This window comes from Acinetobacter sp. FDAARGOS_558, from assembly GCF_003937785.1.
Lineage (GTDB): Bacteria > Pseudomonadota > Gammaproteobacteria > Pseudomonadales > Moraxellaceae > Acinetobacter > Acinetobacter baumannii.
Genome location: NZ_RKJH01000001.1, coordinates 3606176 through 3628028 on the forward strand (window position 1 = coordinate 3606176; position 21853 = coordinate 3628028).

Consider the following 21853-nt stretch of genomic DNA (forward strand, 5'->3'; position numbering starts at 1 on the left):
ATAAAAAGATTCGCACAAAACTGTACGAATCTTTTTTTAGAAAATGACGTTCTTATAAATTAGAAAGAAACCATTTTGCCCGGATTAATCATTGCACCGAGGCCATACATGCTTTTAGCGAGTGGAATAACAACTGGGGCAAGGGTACGACCAAAAATAATATTTTGGTGGTCAATTTTAGATAACATTTCAAAGTCATTAGATTGCCCAACAAAGTCATTGGCAATGGCTTTACCAATACGTACTGTCTGTGCCACGCCGTGACCGCTCCATCCGTGAACTGCATAAATCGGGAACTTGTTGCCAAATTTACGGCTATCGACTGCACCATTTACCGTTAAATCAGTAGTTCCACTCCAGACGAAATCCATCTCTAGATTTTTAATTTGCGGGAATACGGTATGAATTCGATGCTCTAGATAATTTAGAGTTTTCTCTGGTCCCCAACATGTTCCAGTACCTTGTCCACCAAACAGTAAACGGTTATTAAAGACAGGGCGGTAGTAATCAATCTGGAACTGAGTGTCATAAACCGGATGTCCAAATGGCAGAAGCTCTTTGGTATCAAGCTCTAAAGGAGCGGTGGTCGCGACATAAGTGTAAAACGGAATAGTGGTATTGTTCTGTTCAGATAAAAGTTTAAATGAAGCATGGTGTACCGCTAAAACCACAGACTTTTTAGCTTTTACGACTGCATTTGCAGTTTGAACATAAATACCATCTGCTTTTTCTTCTATTGAAATAACTTCTGTTTGCTCATACACAGAGCCGCCGTTTTGGCAAAAGCCATAAATTAAGCCACGGTTTAGAGCCAGCGGATGGATTTGTCCACCTAACTCATCAATTAAACCACCTGTATAGTAGTCAGACTTAATATAGTCCATGAGTTCATGTTTACCTACAATACGGGTATGGTCTTCACCTAAGTATTTTCGGGCATCGGCACCTTGTGTTAAGCCAACCAAATGTCCTTCATGAACGGCGGCAGTAATATGGCCGTATTTACGGTCAAAGTTGAGTTGGTATTTTTCCGAGATATCATCAATCAGTTGCATCGCTTCAGTAGAAGTAAAATGCCATAGCTTTTTGGCATCTTCGTAGCTGAGTCGATCGGCCATTTCTTGAGCTTCCCAACGTGCTAAACCCGGGGTGAGTTGTCCACCATTTCGACCTGAAGCTGCACTACCAATACGATTTTTTTCTAATAAAACCGTATCTACACCTTGTTCAGCTAAATGTAAGGCAGTTGATGAACCTAATAAGCCACCACCAATAACAACCACATCACACTCGATGTCAGCATTTAAACTGTCAAATGTATGCCAATTCGAGAGGGAACTTTCATAGTAGTTTGCTGGGTTATCTACCGAAGTGCCGTTAACCGTGGATGTATCAAATTGTGCATGTTTTGGATTTAACCAGCTCCATTCTTTACCCACTTGTAAAGACTGACTTGGTTTGTATTCCACATCTTTTAAAAGTTGAGGTTTAGAAATAATTTTCATGACGAAGTTCCTTAAAAAATTAATAAGCATTACTAATTGCAATACTTTGTTTTTTAATCGTTTTATAAATGAATAGGAGAATGCCTAAAGCCAACCAGAAACATCCAAAAGTCAGTGAAGACGAGTCGAGATTGAGCCATAAACAAATAATGCTGACGACCGATAACAGCGGTAAAAATAGGTTTAGAAATTTATTTTTAAAACCTGAGCGTTGCTTATCTTTAATATAAAATTTCATAAAAACTGAGAAGTTTACGGCTGTAAATGCAACGAGCGCACCAAAACTGATCAGACTGACAACTTGAGCTAAATCTAAGAAAATAGCCGACATTGAAATAAGCCCGACAAATAAAACCGAGAAAAAGGGTGTCCCTAAAGAGCTATGGATGGTTCCAAAATACTTTTTAGGGAAAATATTGTCGGTACCCATTATATACAGTAAACGCGAAGCACTGGCATGTGAGGCAAGGCCAGAGGCGACAGTGTTCATAATTTGTCCGCATAAGAAGATGGACTGAAACAAAGCACCACCGACATAAAGCACAATTTCTGGTAACGCTTCTGAAGGATGGTGAAAACGGACATTGTTTGGAAAATAAAGCTGAATAAACCAAGCGGCTGTGAAAAAAATAGCTCCGCCAGCAAGTGTAGTTAACATGACTGCACGGGGGATATTTTTGGTGGGTTGTTTGGTTTCATTTGAAAGGGTGGTGACCGCATCAAAACCCAAGAATGAAAAGCATAGAACGGAGGCCCCAGCAACAAGTGGTAACAGTGATTGCTGACCATGCCATAGGGGAGCCAAGGTAAGTACATGTTCGTAACCTTGAGTAGAGCCAATACCCTGGACCACTAAATATACAAAAATAACCATGAGGATAATCGGTGCGAACACAAACACGAGGCTTAAGTTGGCAAGTAACCGAATACGGAAACAGTTGACTAAAGTCACAAGGCCCGCCGATACCAGCACCCAAACCCAATAAGGCAAACTTGGAATCAGTGCGGTGAGATAAATTGCAGCCAGTAACACATTGATGAGTGGTAATAACAGATAGTCGAGTAGAGAGCACCAGCCGACAAAAAAACCACTTTTGGGTCCTAAGCTTTCGGCAGTATAACTATAGGCTGAGCCTGATTTTTCCGAATTTTGACTAAACCTTGCGTAGCTCCAAGCGGTAAGCAACATAGCACCTAAAGCAAGTAAATATGCGAGAGGGACATGCCCGTTGGTAATTCCGGAAACAATACCGAAAGTATCAAAAACCGTCATGGGGGTCATATAGGCAATACCAATAATTGTCACTTGCCATAGCGATAATTTTTTTAAGGAAGACGCTTTATTTTCCATGTCTTTTCAACCTCAAATTTCGTTGTTTTTGCTTTTCATCCAGAAAGGCGATGCTATTTTTAGGCCAAAACTTCTCCTAGACCTGAATAAACAAGTCTGTTTGAAGAAAGTTTGAACAATAGCTAGGGACTTAAAGTGCTATATCACCTTGGTGGTACACTAAAGCGGGAATAAAAGGCCAATATTCTTTGCTTTTTAGATGACAACCAACTGGAAAGACTGACAGGGTTGCGAGAAAAATTGTTGATCAGTCTTATCTTTAAATAATGTCCCGGTTCTGATGCTAATGTCATTTGAAGTAATGACTCGAGATGAATCATTCATAATGACCGCCTTTTGCTTAATGTTTTTGAGTTTTGGCATAAGTAGTTTTTCAAGGGCCGAAACTAAAATATCGGTCGCAATGACACCGATAAAATGGTCATGAATCATGACAGGGTGAGCAATGGTAATGGTATAGGCTCCATTGCAAATATAATCCACATAAGGACCATGTATGCATGGACTTTTATTTTGTGCAGGTTTATGGAACCACTCAAATGAGCGGAAATCTAAAAAGCGCTGCGCATTTTGGTAGTTTTCAAGTTTCGCTTGTTGTAATTGATCTTCTTTTTTATACCACCATTCTAGCGTCCAATAGTCTTGCTCATCTTGAGTTGCCGGACTATAACTTGCAAAACCCGTACCTTGACTATAATGGCTCTGAGAGAGTGCTTTTTTAATTTCTTTCTGCAAAGCAGCGCGTTCTGAAGTTGAAAGCTTAATATCTGCATTTTTTTCAGAAGCGTGTTTTGACAGAATTTTACTTGCTTTACTTGCGAGTGTTTCCGTGATAGAGGTTGTTTCGTCAACCACCGTCTTTAACAAATTTTGAAGCTCTTCTACATCTAAATGTTGGGTCATTCCTATAACTCCTAAAATTCCATATTCCTAACTTGTGTATTGATAAGCCATCTTATTTCTTATTTTTATTCACTCGATAACTTATATCGAAGCATTTGGTCAGTGAGCATTGAAACTATTTTTCTGGCTTGAATAACAGCTTCATTTTCATTGTTGTCAATAAAAGACGACAAAAGATGGTGATATTGCTTTACAACTTCACGGTGAAAATCATCATCTTGATAAAGCACGGCAATGAGCGGAGCCCATTCAGCCTGAATCGTGAGTTCCTGATTTGCCAGTCTTGAAGATTGGGCAAATGAGGTGAGTGTGAGTAAACAACGTAAATCAAGCTGTGCACGTGTATCTGCTTCAACAGCTTGTTCAAATTGATCAATCAACTCTTTGATTTTGTTAAGTTCGTATTCAGTTGTTCTTTGAGCGGCCAGATAGGCACTATGACTTAAAATTGCACTATGAAACTCACCTAAATCGGCAAGATACTCATTTGAAGCTTGGCGCAAAGGATGTTGATTTAAAAGTAAATCCGAAGGTAGCTCACAAACAAAACTTCCACCATTTCTTCCGCGACGTGTATCAATTAAACCCTTTACGCGTAAAGTATTTAATGCTTCGCGAACGGTAATGGGTGAAACTCCCATTAAGCGTGCTAAGTCTGCTTCATTAGGAAGTTGTTCATTGCTTTTGAGCAAACCAGAGATAATTGCATTTTCCAAGCGTTCTACAACTTGTTCCGAACGAGTTGCTTGAGCAATAGGTGCAAAAATTATCGTATATGCTGACATGGCGAATTCTCTAAAAGCTAAGTCAAAAGACTTAGCTTAATGAAGCGGATAAATAGTTATTAAAACACGCCATAACCATGGACAGCCTGTTCATCTTCAGGCACAGCAGGTATTGCATCCCAAAGTTCAACAATTTTGCCATTATCTACACGCCATAGTTCAAAATAGGCATGTCGATTTCCGGCAATACTGCCTTCGGAATGTGTCAATACAAATTGACCATCAGCAATGGAGCGATGCGTTTTTGAGTATACCAAACCTTGTCCTTCATTACGGATATTGTTCAAAAAATCAATCACGGCTTTAACGCCATCACCAATATCTGGACTATGTTGAATGAACTGATCACCGTCGGTATATTCTTTAAAGGCTTCATAATTTCCATCAATTAATGACTTCTTGAAGAAAGACGTCACAATCTCGCGGTTTTTCTCTGGGTCATGGTGAGTTACGATTTCAGTCGGACCATCTAGTTGAGTTCTACCGCTTACATTCGGTGCAGCTTCTGCCACAAGACCATCCCAATGCTCGACAATTTTGCCGTCTTTTACTCGGTAAATATCAAATCCAACCAATGGATTTTCATCTAAGCCTTGAAAGCGGCCATGAATTGCAACCAAGTCACCATCTGCTAGTACACGTACAGCTTCGTGTTGCATATCCGGACAATCTTCTACTAATTGACGAAGACCTGAAATACCATTTGCAACGAGTGGTGAGTGTTCTATAAAGTCTTCAGAAAAATAACGGTCTAGAGCAGTGGTGTCATGCAAATTAAAGAGCTCATGATGGGCTTTAGTCACCAAGTCTTTCATTTCTTGCTTATTCATTTTGATCTCCTTTCAAAACGCATTGTTATTATTCGTTTGAACTCATCACATGTTTAACACGGGTATATTCTTCAAAACCGTAACCAGATAAATCTTTACCATATCCTGACTTTTTGAAGCCGCCATGTGGCATTTCCGCGGTTAAAGGAATATGGGTATTAATCCAAACTGTACCGAAATCAAGTTCACGTGATAGGCGTGTTGCACGAGCATGATCTTTGGTCCAAACACTTGAAGCTAGGCCATATTCAACATCGTTGGCTTTTTCAATGGCATCATTTTCATCGGTAAATTTCTGAACGGTAATCACTGGTCCAAAAATTTCATTTTGAATAGCTTCATCATGTTGTTTTAGGCCACTAATAACAGTCGGTTCAAAATAGAAGCCTGGGCGGTCTGCCTGTTTTCCGCCTGTTTCAACTTTGGCGTGAGCAGGTAAGTTGTCGATAAACGCTTTAACATTCTTTAATTGATTGGCATTGTTAAGTGGACCATAAAGCGCGTCTTGATCATCTGGATCGCCAAAACGGGTATTTTTTGCAGCTTCAACGAGTTTAGTTAAAAACTCGTCATGAACAGATTCAGCCACAATCACACGTGTTGCAGCAGTACAGTCTTGGCCTGCGTTGAAATAGCCGGTTAAAGCGATCATTTCAACGGCTTTATCAAGGTCTGCATCTTCAAAAACCAGTACAGGTGCTTTACCACCAAGTTCAAGATGAGCTTTTGCTAAATTTGCAGCAGCAGAAGCAGCAACTTGTAATCCGGCACGAACTGAACCAGTAATCGAAACAAGAGCAGGGGTTTTGTGTGATACAACTTTTGAACCGACTTGCGCTTGGCCTAACACCACGTTAAATGCACCTTTCGGAAAAAATGGTGCAGCAATTTCTGCAAGTAAAAGGGTACTTTCAGGAGTTGTGTCACTTGGTTTTAATACGACAGTATTACCTGCGGCTAAAGCTGGAGCAATTTTCCAAACCGCCATCATGAGTGGATAGTTCCAAGGCGTAACCTGACCAACCACACCGACTGGTTCACGACGAATAGAAGAAGTTAAACCTTCTAAATATTCTCCAGTTGCTGTGCCATCGAGTAAGCGGGCAGCGCCTGCAAAGAAACGAACTTGATCTGCCGATGCACCTACTTCTTCAGATGCAATTAAATGTTTTAACTGACCTGTATTGCGGCTTTGCGCTTCAATTAAACGGTCAGCATTTGCTTCAATGGCATCTGCCAAGTTAAGTAATGCTTTTTGACGAGTCGAAGGTGTACTACGTCCCCAAATTTTAAATGCTTCTTTTGCAGCAGCATAAGCTGCATCAACTTCTGCCTCGGTCGCATTCGGCGATTGTGCATAGACTTCACCAGTGACTGGGCTTACCAAATCGAAGAAATCATTTCCTTTGCTAGCAACATATTCGCCATTAATGAAGTGTTGTAGTTGAGTTTTAGCCATTTTTATACCTTGTCCTTAGGTTTTAACATATAACATATAATACTATATGTATTATGTTTTAAATTTTCTGTCAAATGCTTTGATGAGGGGAGTGAGTGAAAAAGTGGGAATTTAAATCAAATTAGATTTTAAGTTTTTGATTTTGATTATTTAAAAAAATTAAAAATTTATTGAGGATTGTTAGAATAGGTTCATCATGAGGATGGCGCTTTTAGATTTAACGAGCAGCGATAGAGAAATTTTTGAATGAAAGGGAATGGATGAGCTCAGCCGTATAGTTGGCTCACCCCATGTTTAATTTAAGTTTGAACGCAGTGATTAGGTCTTATGGCTAGCAAGTAAAATACTAGTTTCACTATTATAAATACCTGAAATATTTCTAATTCTTTCTAATACTTTATCGAAGTTTTCTAAAGTGTCTGAACGTAGCTCAACCAGAATATCCCATTTACCGTTAGTTTTATGCAGACATTCAACCGCACTTTCTAGGCGTAGTTCTTTAATCACAGACTGTGCTTTGGTGCCTTCGACCATAATGCTCATCCATGCACGGATGACATTCCGTTCCGCATTTGGTTTAAAACGAACCGTATATCCGGTAATAATGCCCGAAGATTCAAGATACTCCATTCTCTTTTTAATCGTTGCTCTTGAGACGTGAACTTTTTCGGCTAACTCGGTTACAGACATCCGTGCGTTATCTTTAAGTAAACCTAAAATAATTTGATCAATATTGTCCATAATATAATTGTCAATTATCAGATTGGTAAAAAATAATTCATTTTTTACTGAATTACAAATTTTGTGAATCAATTTGATTTTGAATAATAAGGTCATCAGTTAACCCGAATAATTCAATTTAATGGACTAGATAAGATGAATAATTTTGCAGTTTCTCGTGGTGACTTTAACGAGTGGATGGTTCCAGTATTTGCACCGGCAAATTTCATTCCGGTACGTGGTGAAGGTTCACGTATCTGGGATCAAGAAAATAAAGAATATATCGATTTTGCAGGCGGGATTGCAGTAAATGCATTAGGTCATGCGCATCCAGTGGCAGTCAATGCGTTAACAGAACAAGCAAAAAAACTTTGGCATGTCGGTAACGGTTATACAAATGAACCCGTTCTACGCCTTGCAAAACAACTCACCGAAAATACATTTGCCGATAAAGTATTCTTCTGTAACTCAGGTGCAGAAGCGAATGAAGCAGCTTTAAAACTTGCGCGTAAAGTTGGACTCGACAGCGGTGTTGCAGGTAAAAGTGGCATTGTGGCATTTAACAATGCTTTCCACGGCCGTACTTTATTTACCGTTTCGGCAGGTGGCCAACCAAAATATTCACAAGACTTTGCACCACTTCCAAACGGTATTAGCCATGTTGCTTATAATGATTTAGAAGCGGCTAAAGCAGTCATAAATGAACAAACTTGTGCAGTAATTGTAGAGCCTGTGCAAGGTGAGGGTGGGGTTATTCCCGCTGATATCGAATTTTTAAAAGGTTTACGTGAACTGTGTGATCAGTTTGGTGCCTTACTTATTTTTGATGAAGTACAAACGGGTGTTGGCCGTACCGGTGCACTTTATGCCTACATGAACTACGGTGTGATTCCAGATGTACTTACGACTGCAAAAGCATTGGGCGGTGGTTTCCCGGTCGGTGCAATGTTAACAACAGATAAGTTTGCTCCGCATTTTTCTGTAGGCACACATGGTACGACTTACGGCGGTAACCCGTTAGCAAGTGCAGTTGCAGGTGCAGTTTTTGAGTTTATTAATACACTAGAAGTACTTGAAGGTGTGAAAGAGCGTCACGACTACTATAAAAACGCTTTAAATCAATTAAATGAAAAATATGAAGTCTTTAAAGCAATTCGTGGCAGTGGTTTATTGCTCGGATGTGTTTTAAAAGACGAGTTTGCTGGTAAAGCAAAAGATATTAATAACCTTGCGGGTGAAGAAGGTTTACTGAGTCTTATTGCTGGTCCAAATGTTGTACGTTTTACACCTTCTTTAATCGTTCCATTTGCTGATATTGATGAAGGTTTAAAACGCTTTGAACGTGCGCTTGCTCGCTTTGTGGAAATTCAAAAGGATGAACAAGCAGCATGATGATTATTCGCTACATTGAACCTAAAGATATTAATGACCTTTACCTGTTGGCGCAAAAAGCGGGTTTTGGTTTGACATCTTTGCAGCCAAATATGGAAAAGTTGGCTGCACGTATTGAACGGGCCTGTAAAACCGTAGCAGGTGAACTTCCAAAAGCAGATCAGGTTTACTTATTTGTTTTAGAAGATACTGAACTCAACAAAGTTGTCGGGGTTTGCGGAATTGAAGTCGCACTTGGTTTAAAAGAGCCTTGGTACAATTTCCATGTAGGAACCCAAGTTCATGCTTCAGAACCGTTAAGTGTTTATAATGCTTTACCTACTTTGTATTTGAGTAATGACCATACTAACTGTAGTGAGCTTTGTACTTTATTTTTAGATCCTGACTATCGCTTAAATAAAAATGGCAAATTTTTATCTAAAGTCCGTTTTTTGTTTCTCTCTGCCTTTCGCCAATATTTTGAAGAAACGATTGTTGCCGAAATGCGTGGATACTCTGATGCAAATGGGCAGTCACCATTTTGGAATGCGGTAGGCCATAAGTTTTTTAATATTGAATTTACCAAAGCCGATTATTTGAGTGGGGTGGGACAAAAGGCTTTTATTGCTGAGTTGATGCCAAGACATCCACTCTATGTTGATATGCTGCCTGACGATGCTAAAGCCGCGATTGGAATTGTTCACCCCAATACTCGACCAGCCTACAACCTCTTGCTTGAAGAGGGACTACGCTACAAAGGCTATGTCGATATTTTTGATGGTGGTGCGACGCTGCAAGCAGATATCGAAAATTTACGGGCGATTAAAGAAAGTCAGTCTGTAGCGGTACAAATTGAACAACCTGAAAATATCGCTGTAGGTGATGAAGCTTACATTGTAGCCAATGATGATTATGAAAATTATCGCGCCATTCTTGTGTATAGCCAGCCTCATCAGAACATATTGCAATTAACAAAAGAACAGGCAAAACAATTGAATGTTGAAAATGGCTCTTTAGTTCGGGTGCTCAGTGTTCAAGTTAAACATGTTTCGAATCCAGAAGTGGTCAATAAACTCAAAGAGACTGAACATTTTCGAATGGCTGTTAATTAAGCGGAAATTACTATACATTTCACCAAATTTAAGAAGGAATAATATATTATCGCTAGCGCAAGATAAGTATATGGATAAATACAATCTTGCTTGCTGAGCTGGAATTAATTAGCCTGTTTTTCTATATAAAGGGTAAATCAATAAAATATTTAATTAATCTATATATTTTAATTATTTATCGAAATTATATTTTGGAGAGCAGGTTAATATAATAATGAAGGAAAGGAATGATGAATAATTTTTATTGTTATAGGTGATAGCTTTTAAAAAGGAATTTATAAGGTCTTAAGTGATTTAATAATATCTTTAGAATGGTTTAATGGACTAAATTAATAATCATATAACTTATTTATTATTAAAGCATTTACGACGGTTGCTATAAATTGGAGTAAATATTACATGAGTAAGAATAAAGGAAAGCAGTTCCTGGAAGGAGATCTTCTTGGTAGTCAACATATGACTGAGCAAGAAGAAGAGAAATTGCAGCGCTCATTAACCAATCGTCATATTCAGATGATCGCAATTTGTGGTGCAATTGGTACTGGATTATTTATGGGTTCCGGGAAAACATTAAGTGTTTCGGGTACTTCAATTGTTTTAACCTATTTAATTATTGGTTTCTTCTTTTTCTTCGTGATGCGGGCAATGGGTGAATTGTTGCTTGCGAATACCAATTTTAAAACCTTCGCCGATTTTGCAACGGCTTATCTCGGTCCATGGGCGGGGTTTTTCCTTGGTTGGTCGTATTGGTGTAACTGGATTATTACAGCCATTGCCGATGTAATCGTGATCGGGGGGTATATGCAGTTTTGGTATCCTGATTTACCTGTTTGGATTCCGGCATTTACTTCATTAGCGATCTTAACCATACTCAACTTTGTGGCCGTTCGATTGTTCGGTGAACTTGAGTTTTGGTTCTCACTCATCAAAATTACTGCAATTATTCTATTTATTCTGGCTGGTATTTATTTAATTGGGACAGGGTTTACTTCTCCAAATGGGGTTAAGGCCTCAATGAGCCATTTGTTTGAAACAGAGTCGATGTTTCCTTATGGTGTAACCGGTTTCTTGGCAGGCTTTCAAATTGCCATCTTTGCGTTTGTGGGTATTGAACTTGTTGGTACAACTGCTGCTGAAACCAAAGATCCGCATAAATCACTTCCGAAAGCAATTAACTCTATACCTTTACGCATTTTATTGTTCTATGTGGGTGCATTGGTTTGTATTATTGCAGTCACATCTTGGGCAAAAGTTTCACCAGAAAAGAGCCCATTTGTAGAAATGTTTACCTTGGTTGGATTACCAATTGCGGCAGGTTTAATCAACTTTGTTGTTGCGACTTCGGCTTTATCTTCTGCAAATAGTGGAATCTTTGCAACCAGTCGTATGCTATATGGTTTGGCTTTAGACAACGATGCACCTAAAAGCTTTAGTAAGCTGTCAAAAAGAAAAGTTCCAATTCGCGGACTCGTATTTTCAATGGCATGCGTAACGGTTGGTACTTCTATTTTATTTATTGTGCCTAATGTCATGACCGCCTTTACGATTATTTCAGCGCTCACTTCAATTTTATGCATTTTTACATTTATGCTGATTGTGCTTTCATATATTTATTATCGTAAGAAAAGCCCTGAACTACACATCCAGTCAAAATATAAAATGCCGGGTGGATTATTTATGGCTTGGATGACCATGTTGTTTTTAGTGTTTACTATCGTAATTTTAGCTTTAGACCATGACACTTTAATTGCATTGGAGTGCTCACCAATCTGGTTTATTGGTTTATTTATTGCTTATAAATATAAAAAGAAAAAGATGTTGCAGCTTGATATCTTAAAAGCTCAAAAGGTTGATTATATTTAAATAAATTTTAGTGATTTTATTAGAAATCTTATTATTTAAAACCCAATAAAAAAGCCTCATTACGAGGCTTTCTTTTATATTCTTTATTTAATACTTGGATCGCCTTTTTTCAAGAAAAAGCGAATCGCTAATTTTTGTAGGAATGTTCCATAAGGAGGGTGGAAAAGCTGAGTCGGAAAAAACCGATGACGAATAAATACAGTTTTTGCATGTGAAAGTTCACGGAAGCCTTCTTCACCATGATATGACCCCATGCCCGAGTTGCCGATACCACCAAAAGGAGCATCATGGTTAACTACATGCCAACCCCAGTCATTGATGGTCACACCACCCGAATGAGTTTCACGTAAAATACGATCACGTTCTATCGAGCTATGTGTAAAGCAATAAAGCGCTAAAGGTCGTTCGTCCGATTTCACATAGGTAATCGCATCATCTAAAGAATCATAAGCCACCACAGGTAAAATAGGGCCAAAGAGTTCTTCTTTCATAATGCGCATATCTGGCGTGCAATTCAGCACAATGTGCACAGGCATCCTGCAGCCTTGTTGATCGAAGCTGTAAGTGTCGCAAGGAATAATACGAGCACCTTTTTCTTGCGCATCGGTCAAGATATCTTGAATACGTTTTAAATGGCGGTCGTTCACAATGGATGTGTAATTCTCATTATTTTCAATGTCGTGACCAAACATTTTTATAAAGCTTGATTTCGCAGCTTCAACAAATTCATCAATACTTTCTTTGGGAACCAACGCGTAGTCAGGCGCTACACAGATTTGACCACTATTAGTTGCTTTGCCATGGGTAATACGTTTTGCCGCATCGGCAAGTGGGTAATTACGGCTCACAATGGCTGGTGATTTACCACCTAACTCAAGTGTAACAGGTGTTAAGTTTTCAGCTGCTGCTCGCATGACGACTTTGCCAATCGCTGGCGAGCCAGTAAAGACAATATGGTTAAATGGTAAAGAGGTAAATCTTGCTGGGTCTGTAATTTCTTCACCAAAAACCGCCACTTCATCTTCATTAAAGACTTCAGCAAGCATGCGTCTTAGCATTGCATTGGTATTCGGTGTAATTTCAGGGAGTTTAATCATGACTCGATTGCCCGCAGCCAAAGCTGCAATGAGCGGGCCAAGTGCTAAATAAACGGGGAAATTCCAAGGAACAATCACACCAACCACGCCTTTAGGTTGGTATTGCACACTTAAACGGTTCGATAAAAATAAAAGCTCGGTACGGCGTTTACTTGGACGCATCCAGCGGCGTAAATGATGAATCGCATGATCAGCTTCCAACACAGAACCAAGCAAATCTAGTAGTTTAGATTCATCGAGTGATCTTGAACTAAAGTCAGCATTAATCGCGGCAGCCAAAGCATCTTGATAACGGATAATTTGTTTTTTAAGTTTATGCAGTTTTGTGCGGCGTGCTTCAAGACTTGGGTAAGGATCTGCCTCAAAATTAGCACGTTGTTTGGAAAAAATAAGTTCCATATGTTCAGTGGCAGAGCCGCTATATTCTTTTAAGGTGGACTGTTCCATTATTATTCCTTCCATACTTTTGCTTATCATACTTTATGCTTGAAGCGTCATATGGTCGATGTTAAATTGAGACAACAAGAGGTAGTTTAGTGCCATTATGCACGTCACTCTAGGGATGGTGTGAATTAAATGCCTAAAAATATTTTTAAAAATGCAAATAGTGTTATCGAAGGAAATTATGATAATACACTCTTAGGTGCCAATACATATTTGCTAGGTTTAACCAGTTTATTTGATGAAATGGGTTTGCAAGGCCATTCAATATCCGATGTTTTATCTGGCACGAATATTTCAACAGATGAGATAAATCAATCCTCTTTATATATTTCCCAAGTCCAAAAAATTCAGCTATTTCAAAATATTCAAAAGCTATCACATGATCCACTCATTGGTCTGCGCGCAGGGCAAAAGCAGCGGTTGTCTGATTTTGCGGTATATGGCTATGCGTTATATTCCTCACGTAATTTTAGACAAGCGGTAGAGCTTGGTATCCGACACATTAAGCTTGCAGGACCTATTTTAAAGAAGTCATTTTATATTCGAGATGATGTTGCAGTTTTTGAAGGGCAGGACATTATTGCACTTGGTAAGCTTCTGCCCTTGGTATGCGAGTTTTGGTTTAGCTCCATGCAAACCTTAATTGAACGGGTGCTTGAAGGACCATTTCAAGCGAAGAAGCTTTTATTGCCCTATCCAGCGCCTGACTATGCAGAAGAATATGAAAAAGTTTTTCATTGTCCTGTTCAGTTTAATGCTGGGGTAATGCAATGGCACTTTGATTTAAAATGGCTCGATGTACCTTGTCCAAATGCCAACCCGATTACTGCGGACATGTGTAAGTCGTTTTGTGAGCGGATGCTAGGTGCTGCTGAACTTGAGGAGCCTGAGTTGGTGAAAACGATTCGTTTAATACTATTGGATGGAACAGGGCTTTTTCCATCAGCTCAAGAAATGGCTGAACGTTTACATATCTCAAAGCGGACCTTACACCGGCGTTTGGCAGGTTTTGATTTAACCTATCAGGAACTGTTAGATGAAACTCGTCGCCGGCTTGCGGATGAGTATTTGCGAGAGACAACTTTAACCGTAGACGAAATTGCCGAGAGAATTGGCTTTTCAGATACCTCTAATTTTAGAAAAGCCTATCGTCACTGGACAGGCATTTCACCAAATGAGTATCGTGAGAAATTAGTTTTATAAATAGTGATGAGTTGAATTATATGGATAAAAAGGATTGCGATTTAAGTTTTGAAAGTTTTAAAAATACAAATAAACCAAATTTCTTTGGTGATATTGAGTATATTTACTCAATTTTTAAAATTAAAGAACTCCCCGTAGATTTGCTTTTTAAGATTCTAAATTTAGTTTTTCCTGATTTCCTTATAATTGAAAATCATATTTTTTTAGCGAGTGAGTTTGATCAAGACAAATTTAATAATTTGCGAAAGATGGAAGAGATAAATAGAACACAGTTTTGGATGAATCTCATAGAATTTACAAGCCTACATGATGAGATGACAGTAGAGCAGGCTTTATTAATCGCGCAAAAAATCGTTGATTCTTGGAATGCAAAAATTAAATATGAAGGATTAAATGCGCATGGTAGAGCTAGAGTTTTTGAAGAGGTTGAATATGGGGAGATATTTATAACAATTGATTAGTTTTCAATTGTTATAAAAACTAATATTAGAATGGGTTATATCTAGACCTTAAATAGAGAAAGTAGCTTTTTCTGCAAAAATGGATTACAGAGCAAAATCGCAAATAAAATAATAAATATGCCGATAATACTGAATAGATCCGGTAATTCATGCCAAAAAACAAATCCCCAAATTCCTGCAAAAATAATAGCAATGTAATTCATTGGGCCAATTTGTCCTGCTGGCGCTAAGCTGTAGGCATAAGACATAAACAGTTGACTAATATTAGCTAAAAGTCCTGCGGCAATGAGTAGTGCTAGTTCATGCCAAGTGAAAATACGCCAATGCCAGAACATTGGAATAGAGGAAATTAAACTACCAAAAACACAGAAGTAAAAAACGATACGTTCAGGTGGCTCTGTACTGGTTAAAGCTCTTACGGTGACAAAGGCCATTGCTGATAAAAAGCATGCACCCAAGCCAATAAAAGATAATGCGTTAAATAGACCTTGATCGGGTTTAGCGACAAATAAAACTCCAATGAGCCCAATCACAGCGGCAAAAATCATAGACTTGGTAATTTTTTCTTTTAAGAAAAGCCATGCAATCAGTGGAATAAAGATAGGAGATGAATAACTAAAAACCATGGCGTTCGATAGTTTTAAGTTCGCAATGGCATAGAAAAAACCATACATAGCGGCTAGCCCGACAATGCTTCGCCAAGTATGCATCCAGAGTTTATCGGTTTTAATAAAGTCTAAACCTTGTTTAAAGAGCATCGGAATAAAAATAAATAAACCTACAGCATTTCTAAAAAATACGACGGTCGCGTTATCTACCGTTTGTGAAGCAAAACGAATGCACACTCCCATAATGGAAAATAATAATGCCGACGTCATAAGACAAAGCAGCGCTTTTCCAAGTTGTGTAGAGGGGAGGTTTGAAGCAGTCTGATTTTGCATAGAGAAATAGAGTTCTTAATTTTCGATGTTATTTTAGCAGCGCTGTTAAGTTTTAGTGAAATGTGTCGTAATTAATAGGGGAAATAAGAAAGATGAGGTGATATAACCTCATCTTCTAAACCCTATTAGGTCACTGGTGCAGGGTTAAATACAGCGAGTGAGTTATGGATACCCCAACGGTCCGACCACGTTTGTTTTTCACCGCTAGCTACTTGTAAAATCAGCTCAAAAAGTTCCCAGCCCACTTCTTCAATAGTTTTCTTCCCAATCGCAATATCGCCGGCACTGATATCAATGAGGTCATACCAACGGTTTGCAATATTGTTTCGGCTTGCCATTTTAATGACAGGTACGGCTGCCAGCCCGTAGGGTGTACCGCGGCCTGTAGTAAAGACTTGGACCGTAATTCCAGATGCCATTTGCTGCGTACCACAGATAAAGTCACTCGAAGGAGTGGCCGCAAAAATTAAACCCTTTTTAGTCGGTCTTTGGCCCGGTGTGAGAACTTCTACAATCGGTGAGCGGCCCGATTTGGCGATCGATCCCATCGCTTTTTCTACAATGTTATTCAGTCCGCCTTTTTTATTGCCGGGTGTGGTATTGGCACTTCGGTCCACTTGGCCTGCTGCTAAGTAATCGTCATACCATTTCATTTCCCGAATTAGATCTTTGGCAACTTGTTCATTTGCTGCACGTGGAGTAAGTAGGTGAATACCATCTCGGACTTCCGTAACCTCAGAGAACATGACTGTACCACCACATTGCACAATCAAGTCAGCTGCGAAACCAACGGCAGGGTTAGAGGTGACTCCAGAAAATGCATCACTCCCCCCACATTGCATGCCTACAACTAAATTAGAAGCTGGAACTTCTTCTCGAGTACGTTGATTAAGCTTTTCAAGATGTTGTTCTGCCACAGTTAAAATATGGTTCACCATACTTTCAAAACCGTTGTGGCGCTCATCTTGCAATTGAATAATATCTTCGTTTGCTAGAGGAATATATTTGTTTTCTTTAGGAATATTTAAAAGTCGTTCGGGTTGCATTTTTTCGCAGCCCAGACTCACCACCATAATTTCTCCACCAAAATTAGGGTTGAGTGCAAGGTTATGTATGGTACGAATAGGAACAATTGCAGCGGGTGCATCGATTGCCACACCACAACCATATAAATGGTTTAATCCAACTACACCATCTACATTTGGATATTTTGGAAGTAAATCACGTTCAATAATTTTAACGACATAATCGACAATACCCTCTACACAGTTAACACTGGTCGTAATACCTAAAATATTTTTTGTGCCGACGCTGCCATCCTTATTTTTATAACCTTTAAATGTATATCCGGTCAGTGGAGGAAGCTTAGGATCGGGGCGAGTTGCTAATTCAAGATCATCTAGCTCAGGTGCCTCTGGCATTTGGGTAACGGCTTCATTTACCCAAGAACCTGCGGGTAAATCTTTATTGGCATAGCCAATGATTTCGCCATAACGAACAATTGCTTCACCTTGCTTTAACGGCTCCAATAAAACCTTATGTCCTTGTGGTACTTCATCAACCAAGGTGAGTTGGTATTCTTCAATATATGTAGAGGATGGTAAGCCACCGTCATTGACCACAATGGCTACATTATCGAGAGGACTGATTCTTATTAGGAGAGGCTTCAGCATGATCGTTCCTTGTATACATTTGAAGAGAGGTCATAACGCTTAATGTGTTTAAGCGTTATGGTGTAAAGGTTTAAGAAGTAGGTTTTAATTCGAAACGCTGAATTTTGCCGACAATAACGGTATAGCAAATGACAGCTGCGATGGCATGTATGCCGACATAAGTTAATGCAAGGTTGAAAGAGCCTGTACTTGCCAAGATATAGCCGATCACAATTGGGGTCACGATTCCTGCTGTATTACCAAATGCATTCATCATTCCACCTGATAAACCAACCATTTCTTTGGGTGCAACGTCAGACATCACTGCCCAACCTAAAGAGCCGATTCCTTTACCGAAGAATGATAAGGACATAAAGAATACAATTGCTGCTTGAGAATCTACGTAATTACATAAGATAATTGAGGTTGAAACCAAGAAGCCGACTACGATAGGGAGCTTTCTCGAAAAGCTTAAGCTGTAATTCATTCGAATTAACTTATCTGAAATTAAGCCACCTAAAATTCCGCCTACAAAGCCACAGAGTGCTGGTGCAACCGCCGCAAAACCCGCTTCTAAAATGCTGAGATGTCTTTCTTTGACAAGGTAAACAGGGAACCAAGTCAAGAAAAAATAGGTCAGTGTATTTACACAATATTGGCCAATAAAAATACCGAGCATCATACGTGAAGCAAGAAGTTGTTTAACTTTACTCCAAGTAATTTTCTCTTTTTTAGCGTTTTGGCTGTTTTCGCCCATATCGAGTAAAGCACCTTCTGAAGCAATGTATTTTACTTCTTCAGGATTGACTGTTGGATGATTGGTCGGGCTATAAATGACCTTGAGCCAGATAAAGGAAAGAATGATTCCAAGACCACCCATGACCCAGAAAATAGACTGCCAGTGGACGGTTGCAACAAGCCAACCCATGAGGGGAGCGAAAAGTACGGTTGAGAAATAAGAGGATGAGTTAAAAATGGCAGCGGCAGTTCCACGTTCTTTGGTTGGAAACCATGCAGCAGCAATTTTACTGTTACCCGGAAAAGCAGGCGACTCAGACAAACCGACTAAAAATCTGAGTACAAAGAGTGAAGTAATGATGGTCGCAGTATCACCTAAAATGTCGGTAAAACCGATTAAAACAGTGAACAAAGACCATAAAAACAGGCTCCAGAAATATACACGGCGAGCACCAAACTTATCGAGTAGCCAGCCACCTGGAATTTGACCAATCACATAGGCCCATGCAAAGGCCGAGAAAATATATCCCATAGTGACTGAGTCAATTCCCAGTTCATGAGACATTGGCGTTGCTGCCATTGAGAGAGTTGCACGATCACCGTAATTAAAAGCCGTGACCAAAAAAATCATCGCAAGAATGTAATAGCGAGTTTTTGTATGCTTGGCTCTTTGCTGAGTCACTACAGCAATATTTGTTTGCAGATTATCCATATACAAACTCTTTTTAATAATCGACCTATTTGCATATCCGTGAAATAGGTGACGTCATGTCAAATTCATCGATAGAATAGATGAGAAAACGGAATGTTGTATCTACTCTATAGTCCTAATTCTAAAACCGCGCCTTTAGATGTATGACATCATATGATTAAAAATATTATTTTGGCAAGTAGGCTCGAAAAATAATTTTTGTGCGAGTTTATATTGACATGTTGTCTGATGTCTTATAAGTTTTGGTAATGAAAAAATAGTATCAGTATGCCAAGGAGTATTTTAATGGCGACCTCTACACCTCTTGTTAAATCCATTCGAGCAATCCCTGTTGCTGGGCATGACAGTATGCTGCTCAATTTGAGTGGTGCCCATGGACCTTATTTCACTCGTAATATACTCATCATTGAAGATAACTCTGGCAATATTGGTGTAGGTGAAATTCCAGGCGGAGAGAAAATTTTAGCGACATTAAATGATGCTAAAGCCTTGGTAGAAGGGCAGCCGATTGGTGAATATAAAAACTTGCTCAAAAAAATTCAGCAAACTTTTGCCGATCGTGACAGTGGTGGTCGAGGCAATCAAACCTTTGATTTACGTACCACAATTCATGTTGTAACGGCTTATGAGTCAGCATTACTTGATTTGCTTGGTAAGCATTTAAATGTAAATGTTGCAAGTTTACTTGGTGAAGGGCAACAACGTAGTGAAGTTGAAGTATTAGGGTATTTATTCTTTATTGGTGACCGCAAACAGACTTCATTAGACTATGCGACTACACCTCAACATAACCATGATTGGTATAAAGTCCGTCATGAAAAAGCGTTAACACCTGAGGCTGTGCAGCGTTTAGCAGAAGCATCTTATGACCGTTATGGTTTTAAAGACTTTAAATTAAAAGGTGGTGTATTACAGGGCGAACAAGAAGCCGAAGCTGTTACAGCTATCGCGCGCCGTTTCCCGGATGCACGTGTGACGCTTGATCCAAATGGTGCGTGGTTTTTAGATGAAGCAATTGCTTTAGGTAAACATTTAAAAGGTGTGCTGGCCTATGCAGAAGACCCGTGTGGTGCAGAGCAAGGTTATTCAAGCCGTGAAATTATGGCTGAGTTTAAGCGAGCAACGGGGTTACCGACCGCCACGAATATGGTTGCGACCGACTGGCGGGAAATGTCGCATAGTATTCAATTGCAAGCTGTTGATATTCCATTAGCTGACCCGCATTTCTGGACATTGGAAGGTTCGGTGCGTGTTTCTCAGTTATGTAAAATGTATAACTTAACGTGGGGATCGCATTCAAATAATCACTTTGATATTTCCCTTGCCATGTTTACCCATGTTGCGGCGGCTGCCGTGGGTAATGTGACTGCAATTGATACGCACTGGATTTGGCAAGAAGGTACAGATCAACTGACTAAAGCACCGCTTGAAATTAAAGACGGTAAAATTCAGGTACCAACAGCACCGGGACTTGGTGTCGAACTTGATTGGGACCAAATTAATCAAGCCCATGAACTTTATAAATTAAAAGGTTTAGGAGCTCGTAATGATGCGGATGCGATGCAATTTCTAATTCCTAATTGGACTTTTAATAATAAAAAGCCATGTTTGGTTCGTTAATCTGACTCGATTTGTATTTAAATATTGAATTGATAGCTGTCCTTTGGGGCAGCTTTTTTATTGCTATAAAAAAATTAATTTTAAAAAGAAAAAAGATATTGAAAGAAATTAGATTGATGATGTAAGATGTCTGACAACATGAACACGTATGGAAACTTGCAAATGGATGCTCTTGAGTTAAAAAACATTATTTCTGATGGTTTACTGTCTTTCCCGGTAACAGATTTCGATCAAAACGGAGATTTTAATAAGTCTTCTTATGCAAAACGTCTTGAGTGGTTAGCTCCATACGGCGCCAGTGCTTTATTTGCTGCAGGTGGTACAGGTGAGTTTTTCTCATTAACTGGCAATGAATATTCTGAAGTAATTAAAACTGCGGTAGATACATGCAAAGGCAGTGTACCGATTATTGCTGGGGCAGGTGGTCCGACACGTCAGGCGATTGAACAGGCAAAAGAAGCGGAACGTTTAGGGGCACACGGTATTTTGTTAATGCCACATTACTTAACTGAAGCAAGCCAAGAAGGTTTAATTGAACACGTTAAGCAAGTATGTAACTCAGTAGACTTTGGCGTAATTTTTTATAACCGTAGCGTATCAAGATTAAATCTCGATTCGATCCAAAAGTTAACTGAGATGTGCCCGAACTTAATCGGTTTTAAAGACAGCTCTGGTCAAATCGATATGATGACGGCAGTGACTCAAACTATTGGAGACCGTTTGTCGTATTTAGGTGGCCTGCCAACAGCAGAAGTTTTTGCAGCGCCATATAAAGCCTTAGGTTGCCCAGTTTATTCGTCAGCTGTATTTAACTTTATTCCAAAGACTGCAATGGAGTTTTATAACGCGCTTCGCAGTGATGACTTTGAAACAACCAATCGTTTGATTAAAGATTTCTTCTTGCCTCTTATTAAAATTCGCGACCGTAAATCAGGTTATGCGGTAAGCATGATTAAAGCAGGTGCCAAAATTGTTGGGCATGATGCAGGCCCTGTGCGTCCACCATTAAGTGATTTAACTCAAGCAGACTATGAAGATTTGGCTGCTCTCATTGCGACACTTGGTCCGCAATAATTCTAACTGTTT

The 21853-nt window shown here is 39.3% G+C and carries 18 protein-coding genes; 7 read left to right on the forward strand and 11 right to left on the reverse strand.

What is annotated here, in order from left to right; translation table 11 throughout:
- Positions 1-59: 59 nt before the first annotated feature.
- The 7 genes from EGT34_RS17445 to EGT34_RS17475 form a co-directional block, all read right to left on the reverse strand.
- Positions 60-1505: an NAD(P)/FAD-dependent oxidoreductase gene (locus tag EGT34_RS17445; RefSeq protein ID WP_000691965.1), complete on the reverse strand. Its 1446-nt coding sequence runs from the start codon at positions 1503-1505 to the stop codon at positions 60-62.
- A gap of 19 nt (positions 1506-1524) precedes the next feature.
- Complete coding sequence (locus EGT34_RS17450; RefSeq protein WP_024437392.1) at positions 1525-2856, reverse strand: APC family permease; 1332 nt, start codon at positions 2854-2856, stop codon at positions 1525-1527.
- A 195-nt stretch (positions 2857-3051) separates the two neighbouring features.
- Positions 3052-3759, reverse strand: coding sequence for a cache domain-containing protein (locus EGT34_RS17455; RefSeq protein WP_000191922.1), 708 nt, complete (start codon positions 3757-3759; stop codon positions 3052-3054).
- Between the two features lie 65 nt (positions 3760-3824).
- Complete coding sequence (locus EGT34_RS17460) at positions 3825-4544, reverse strand: FadR/GntR family transcriptional regulator (protein ID WP_001277431.1); 720 nt, start codon at positions 4542-4544, stop codon at positions 3825-3827.
- Positions 4545-4603: 59 nt separating this feature from the next.
- Complete coding sequence (locus EGT34_RS17465; RefSeq protein ID WP_001041177.1) at positions 4604-5374, reverse strand: nuclear transport factor 2 family protein; 771 nt, start codon at positions 5372-5374, stop codon at positions 4604-4606.
- 28 nt (positions 5375-5402) lie between these two features.
- Entirely contained in the window at positions 5403-6833 is a 1431-nt protein-coding gene (locus EGT34_RS17470) for a gamma-aminobutyraldehyde dehydrogenase (protein ID WP_024437391.1), read from the reverse strand.
- Positions 6834-7151: 318 nt separating this feature from the next.
- On the reverse strand, positions 7152-7574 hold the full coding sequence (locus EGT34_RS17475) for an Lrp/AsnC family transcriptional regulator (RefSeq protein WP_002001056.1): 423 nt from the start codon (positions 7572-7574) through the stop codon (positions 7152-7154).
- A 135-nt stretch (positions 7575-7709) separates the two neighbouring features.
- On the opposite strand from EGT34_RS17475, the gene EGT34_RS17480 reads away from it, so the two are divergent.
- From EGT34_RS17480 to EGT34_RS17490, 3 genes are all read left to right on the forward strand, one after another.
- The gene (locus tag EGT34_RS17480) at positions 7710-8945 is read left to right on the forward strand and encodes an aspartate aminotransferase family protein (protein WP_024437390.1); all 1236 of its coding nucleotides are present in this window, start codon (positions 7710-7712) and stop codon (positions 8943-8945) included.
- Positions 8942-10036: an arginine N-succinyltransferase gene (gene astA / locus EGT34_RS17485; protein ID WP_024437389.1), complete on the forward strand. Its 1095-nt coding sequence runs from the start codon at positions 8942-8944 to the stop codon at positions 10034-10036. Before EGT34_RS17480 ends, astA begins: the two co-directional genes overlap by 4 nt.
- 399 nt (positions 10037-10435) lie before the next feature.
- Positions 10436-11899, forward strand: coding sequence for an amino acid permease (locus EGT34_RS17490; protein ID WP_024437388.1), 1464 nt, complete (start codon positions 10436-10438; stop codon positions 11897-11899).
- Positions 11900-11982: 83 nt separating this feature from the next.
- Here the strand turns inward: EGT34_RS17490 and EGT34_RS17495 are convergent, their stop codons facing one another.
- Positions 11983-13443 carry a coniferyl aldehyde dehydrogenase gene (locus EGT34_RS17495; protein ID WP_024437387.1) on the reverse strand — a complete coding sequence of 487 codons (1461 nt, stop codon included), beginning with the start codon at positions 13441-13443 and terminating at the stop codon, positions 11983-11985.
- Positions 13444-13572: 129 nt separating this feature from the next.
- On the opposite strand from EGT34_RS17495, the gene EGT34_RS17500 reads away from it, so the two are divergent.
- Both EGT34_RS17500 and EGT34_RS17505 read left to right on the forward strand, forming a co-directional pair.
- On the forward strand, positions 13573-14643 hold the full coding sequence (locus EGT34_RS17500; RefSeq protein ID WP_024437386.1) for an AraC family transcriptional regulator: 1071 nt from the start codon (positions 13573-13575) through the stop codon (positions 14641-14643).
- A 20-nt stretch (positions 14644-14663) separates the two neighbouring features.
- Positions 14664-15104, forward strand: a complete 441-nt coding sequence (locus tag EGT34_RS17505; RefSeq protein ID WP_024437385.1) for a hypothetical protein — start codon at positions 14664-14666, stop codon at positions 15102-15104.
- 41 nt (positions 15105-15145) lie between these two features.
- Here the strand turns inward: EGT34_RS17505 and EGT34_RS17510 are convergent, their stop codons facing one another.
- From EGT34_RS17510 to EGT34_RS17520, 3 genes are all read right to left on the reverse strand, one after another.
- Entirely contained in the window at positions 15146-16045 is a 900-nt protein-coding gene (locus EGT34_RS17510; protein WP_001181014.1) for a DMT family transporter, read from the reverse strand.
- Positions 16046-16170: 125 nt separating this feature from the next.
- Positions 16171-17718: a galactarate dehydratase gene (gene garD, locus EGT34_RS17515; RefSeq protein ID WP_024437384.1), complete on the reverse strand. Its 1548-nt coding sequence runs from the start codon at positions 17716-17718 to the stop codon at positions 16171-16173.
- 70 nt (positions 17719-17788) lie between these two features.
- Positions 17789-19147: an MFS transporter gene (locus EGT34_RS17520; protein WP_005129164.1), complete on the reverse strand. Its 1359-nt coding sequence runs from the start codon at positions 19145-19147 to the stop codon at positions 17789-17791.
- 285 nt (positions 19148-19432) lie between these two features.
- Here EGT34_RS17520 and gudD point away from each other — a divergent pair, with 285 nt between their 5' ends.
- Both gudD and kdgD read left to right on the forward strand, forming a co-directional pair.
- Positions 19433-20767 (forward strand): glucarate dehydratase, encoded by a 1335-nt coding sequence (gudD, locus tag EGT34_RS17525; RefSeq protein ID WP_024437383.1) that lies wholly within the window; start codon positions 19433-19435, stop codon positions 20765-20767.
- Positions 20768-20929: 162 nt separating this feature from the next.
- The gene (gene kdgD, locus EGT34_RS17530; protein ID WP_000339250.1) at positions 20930-21841 is read left to right on the forward strand and encodes a 5-dehydro-4-deoxyglucarate dehydratase; all 912 of its coding nucleotides are present in this window, start codon (positions 20930-20932) and stop codon (positions 21839-21841) included.
- Positions 21842-21853 lie beyond the last annotated feature (12 nt).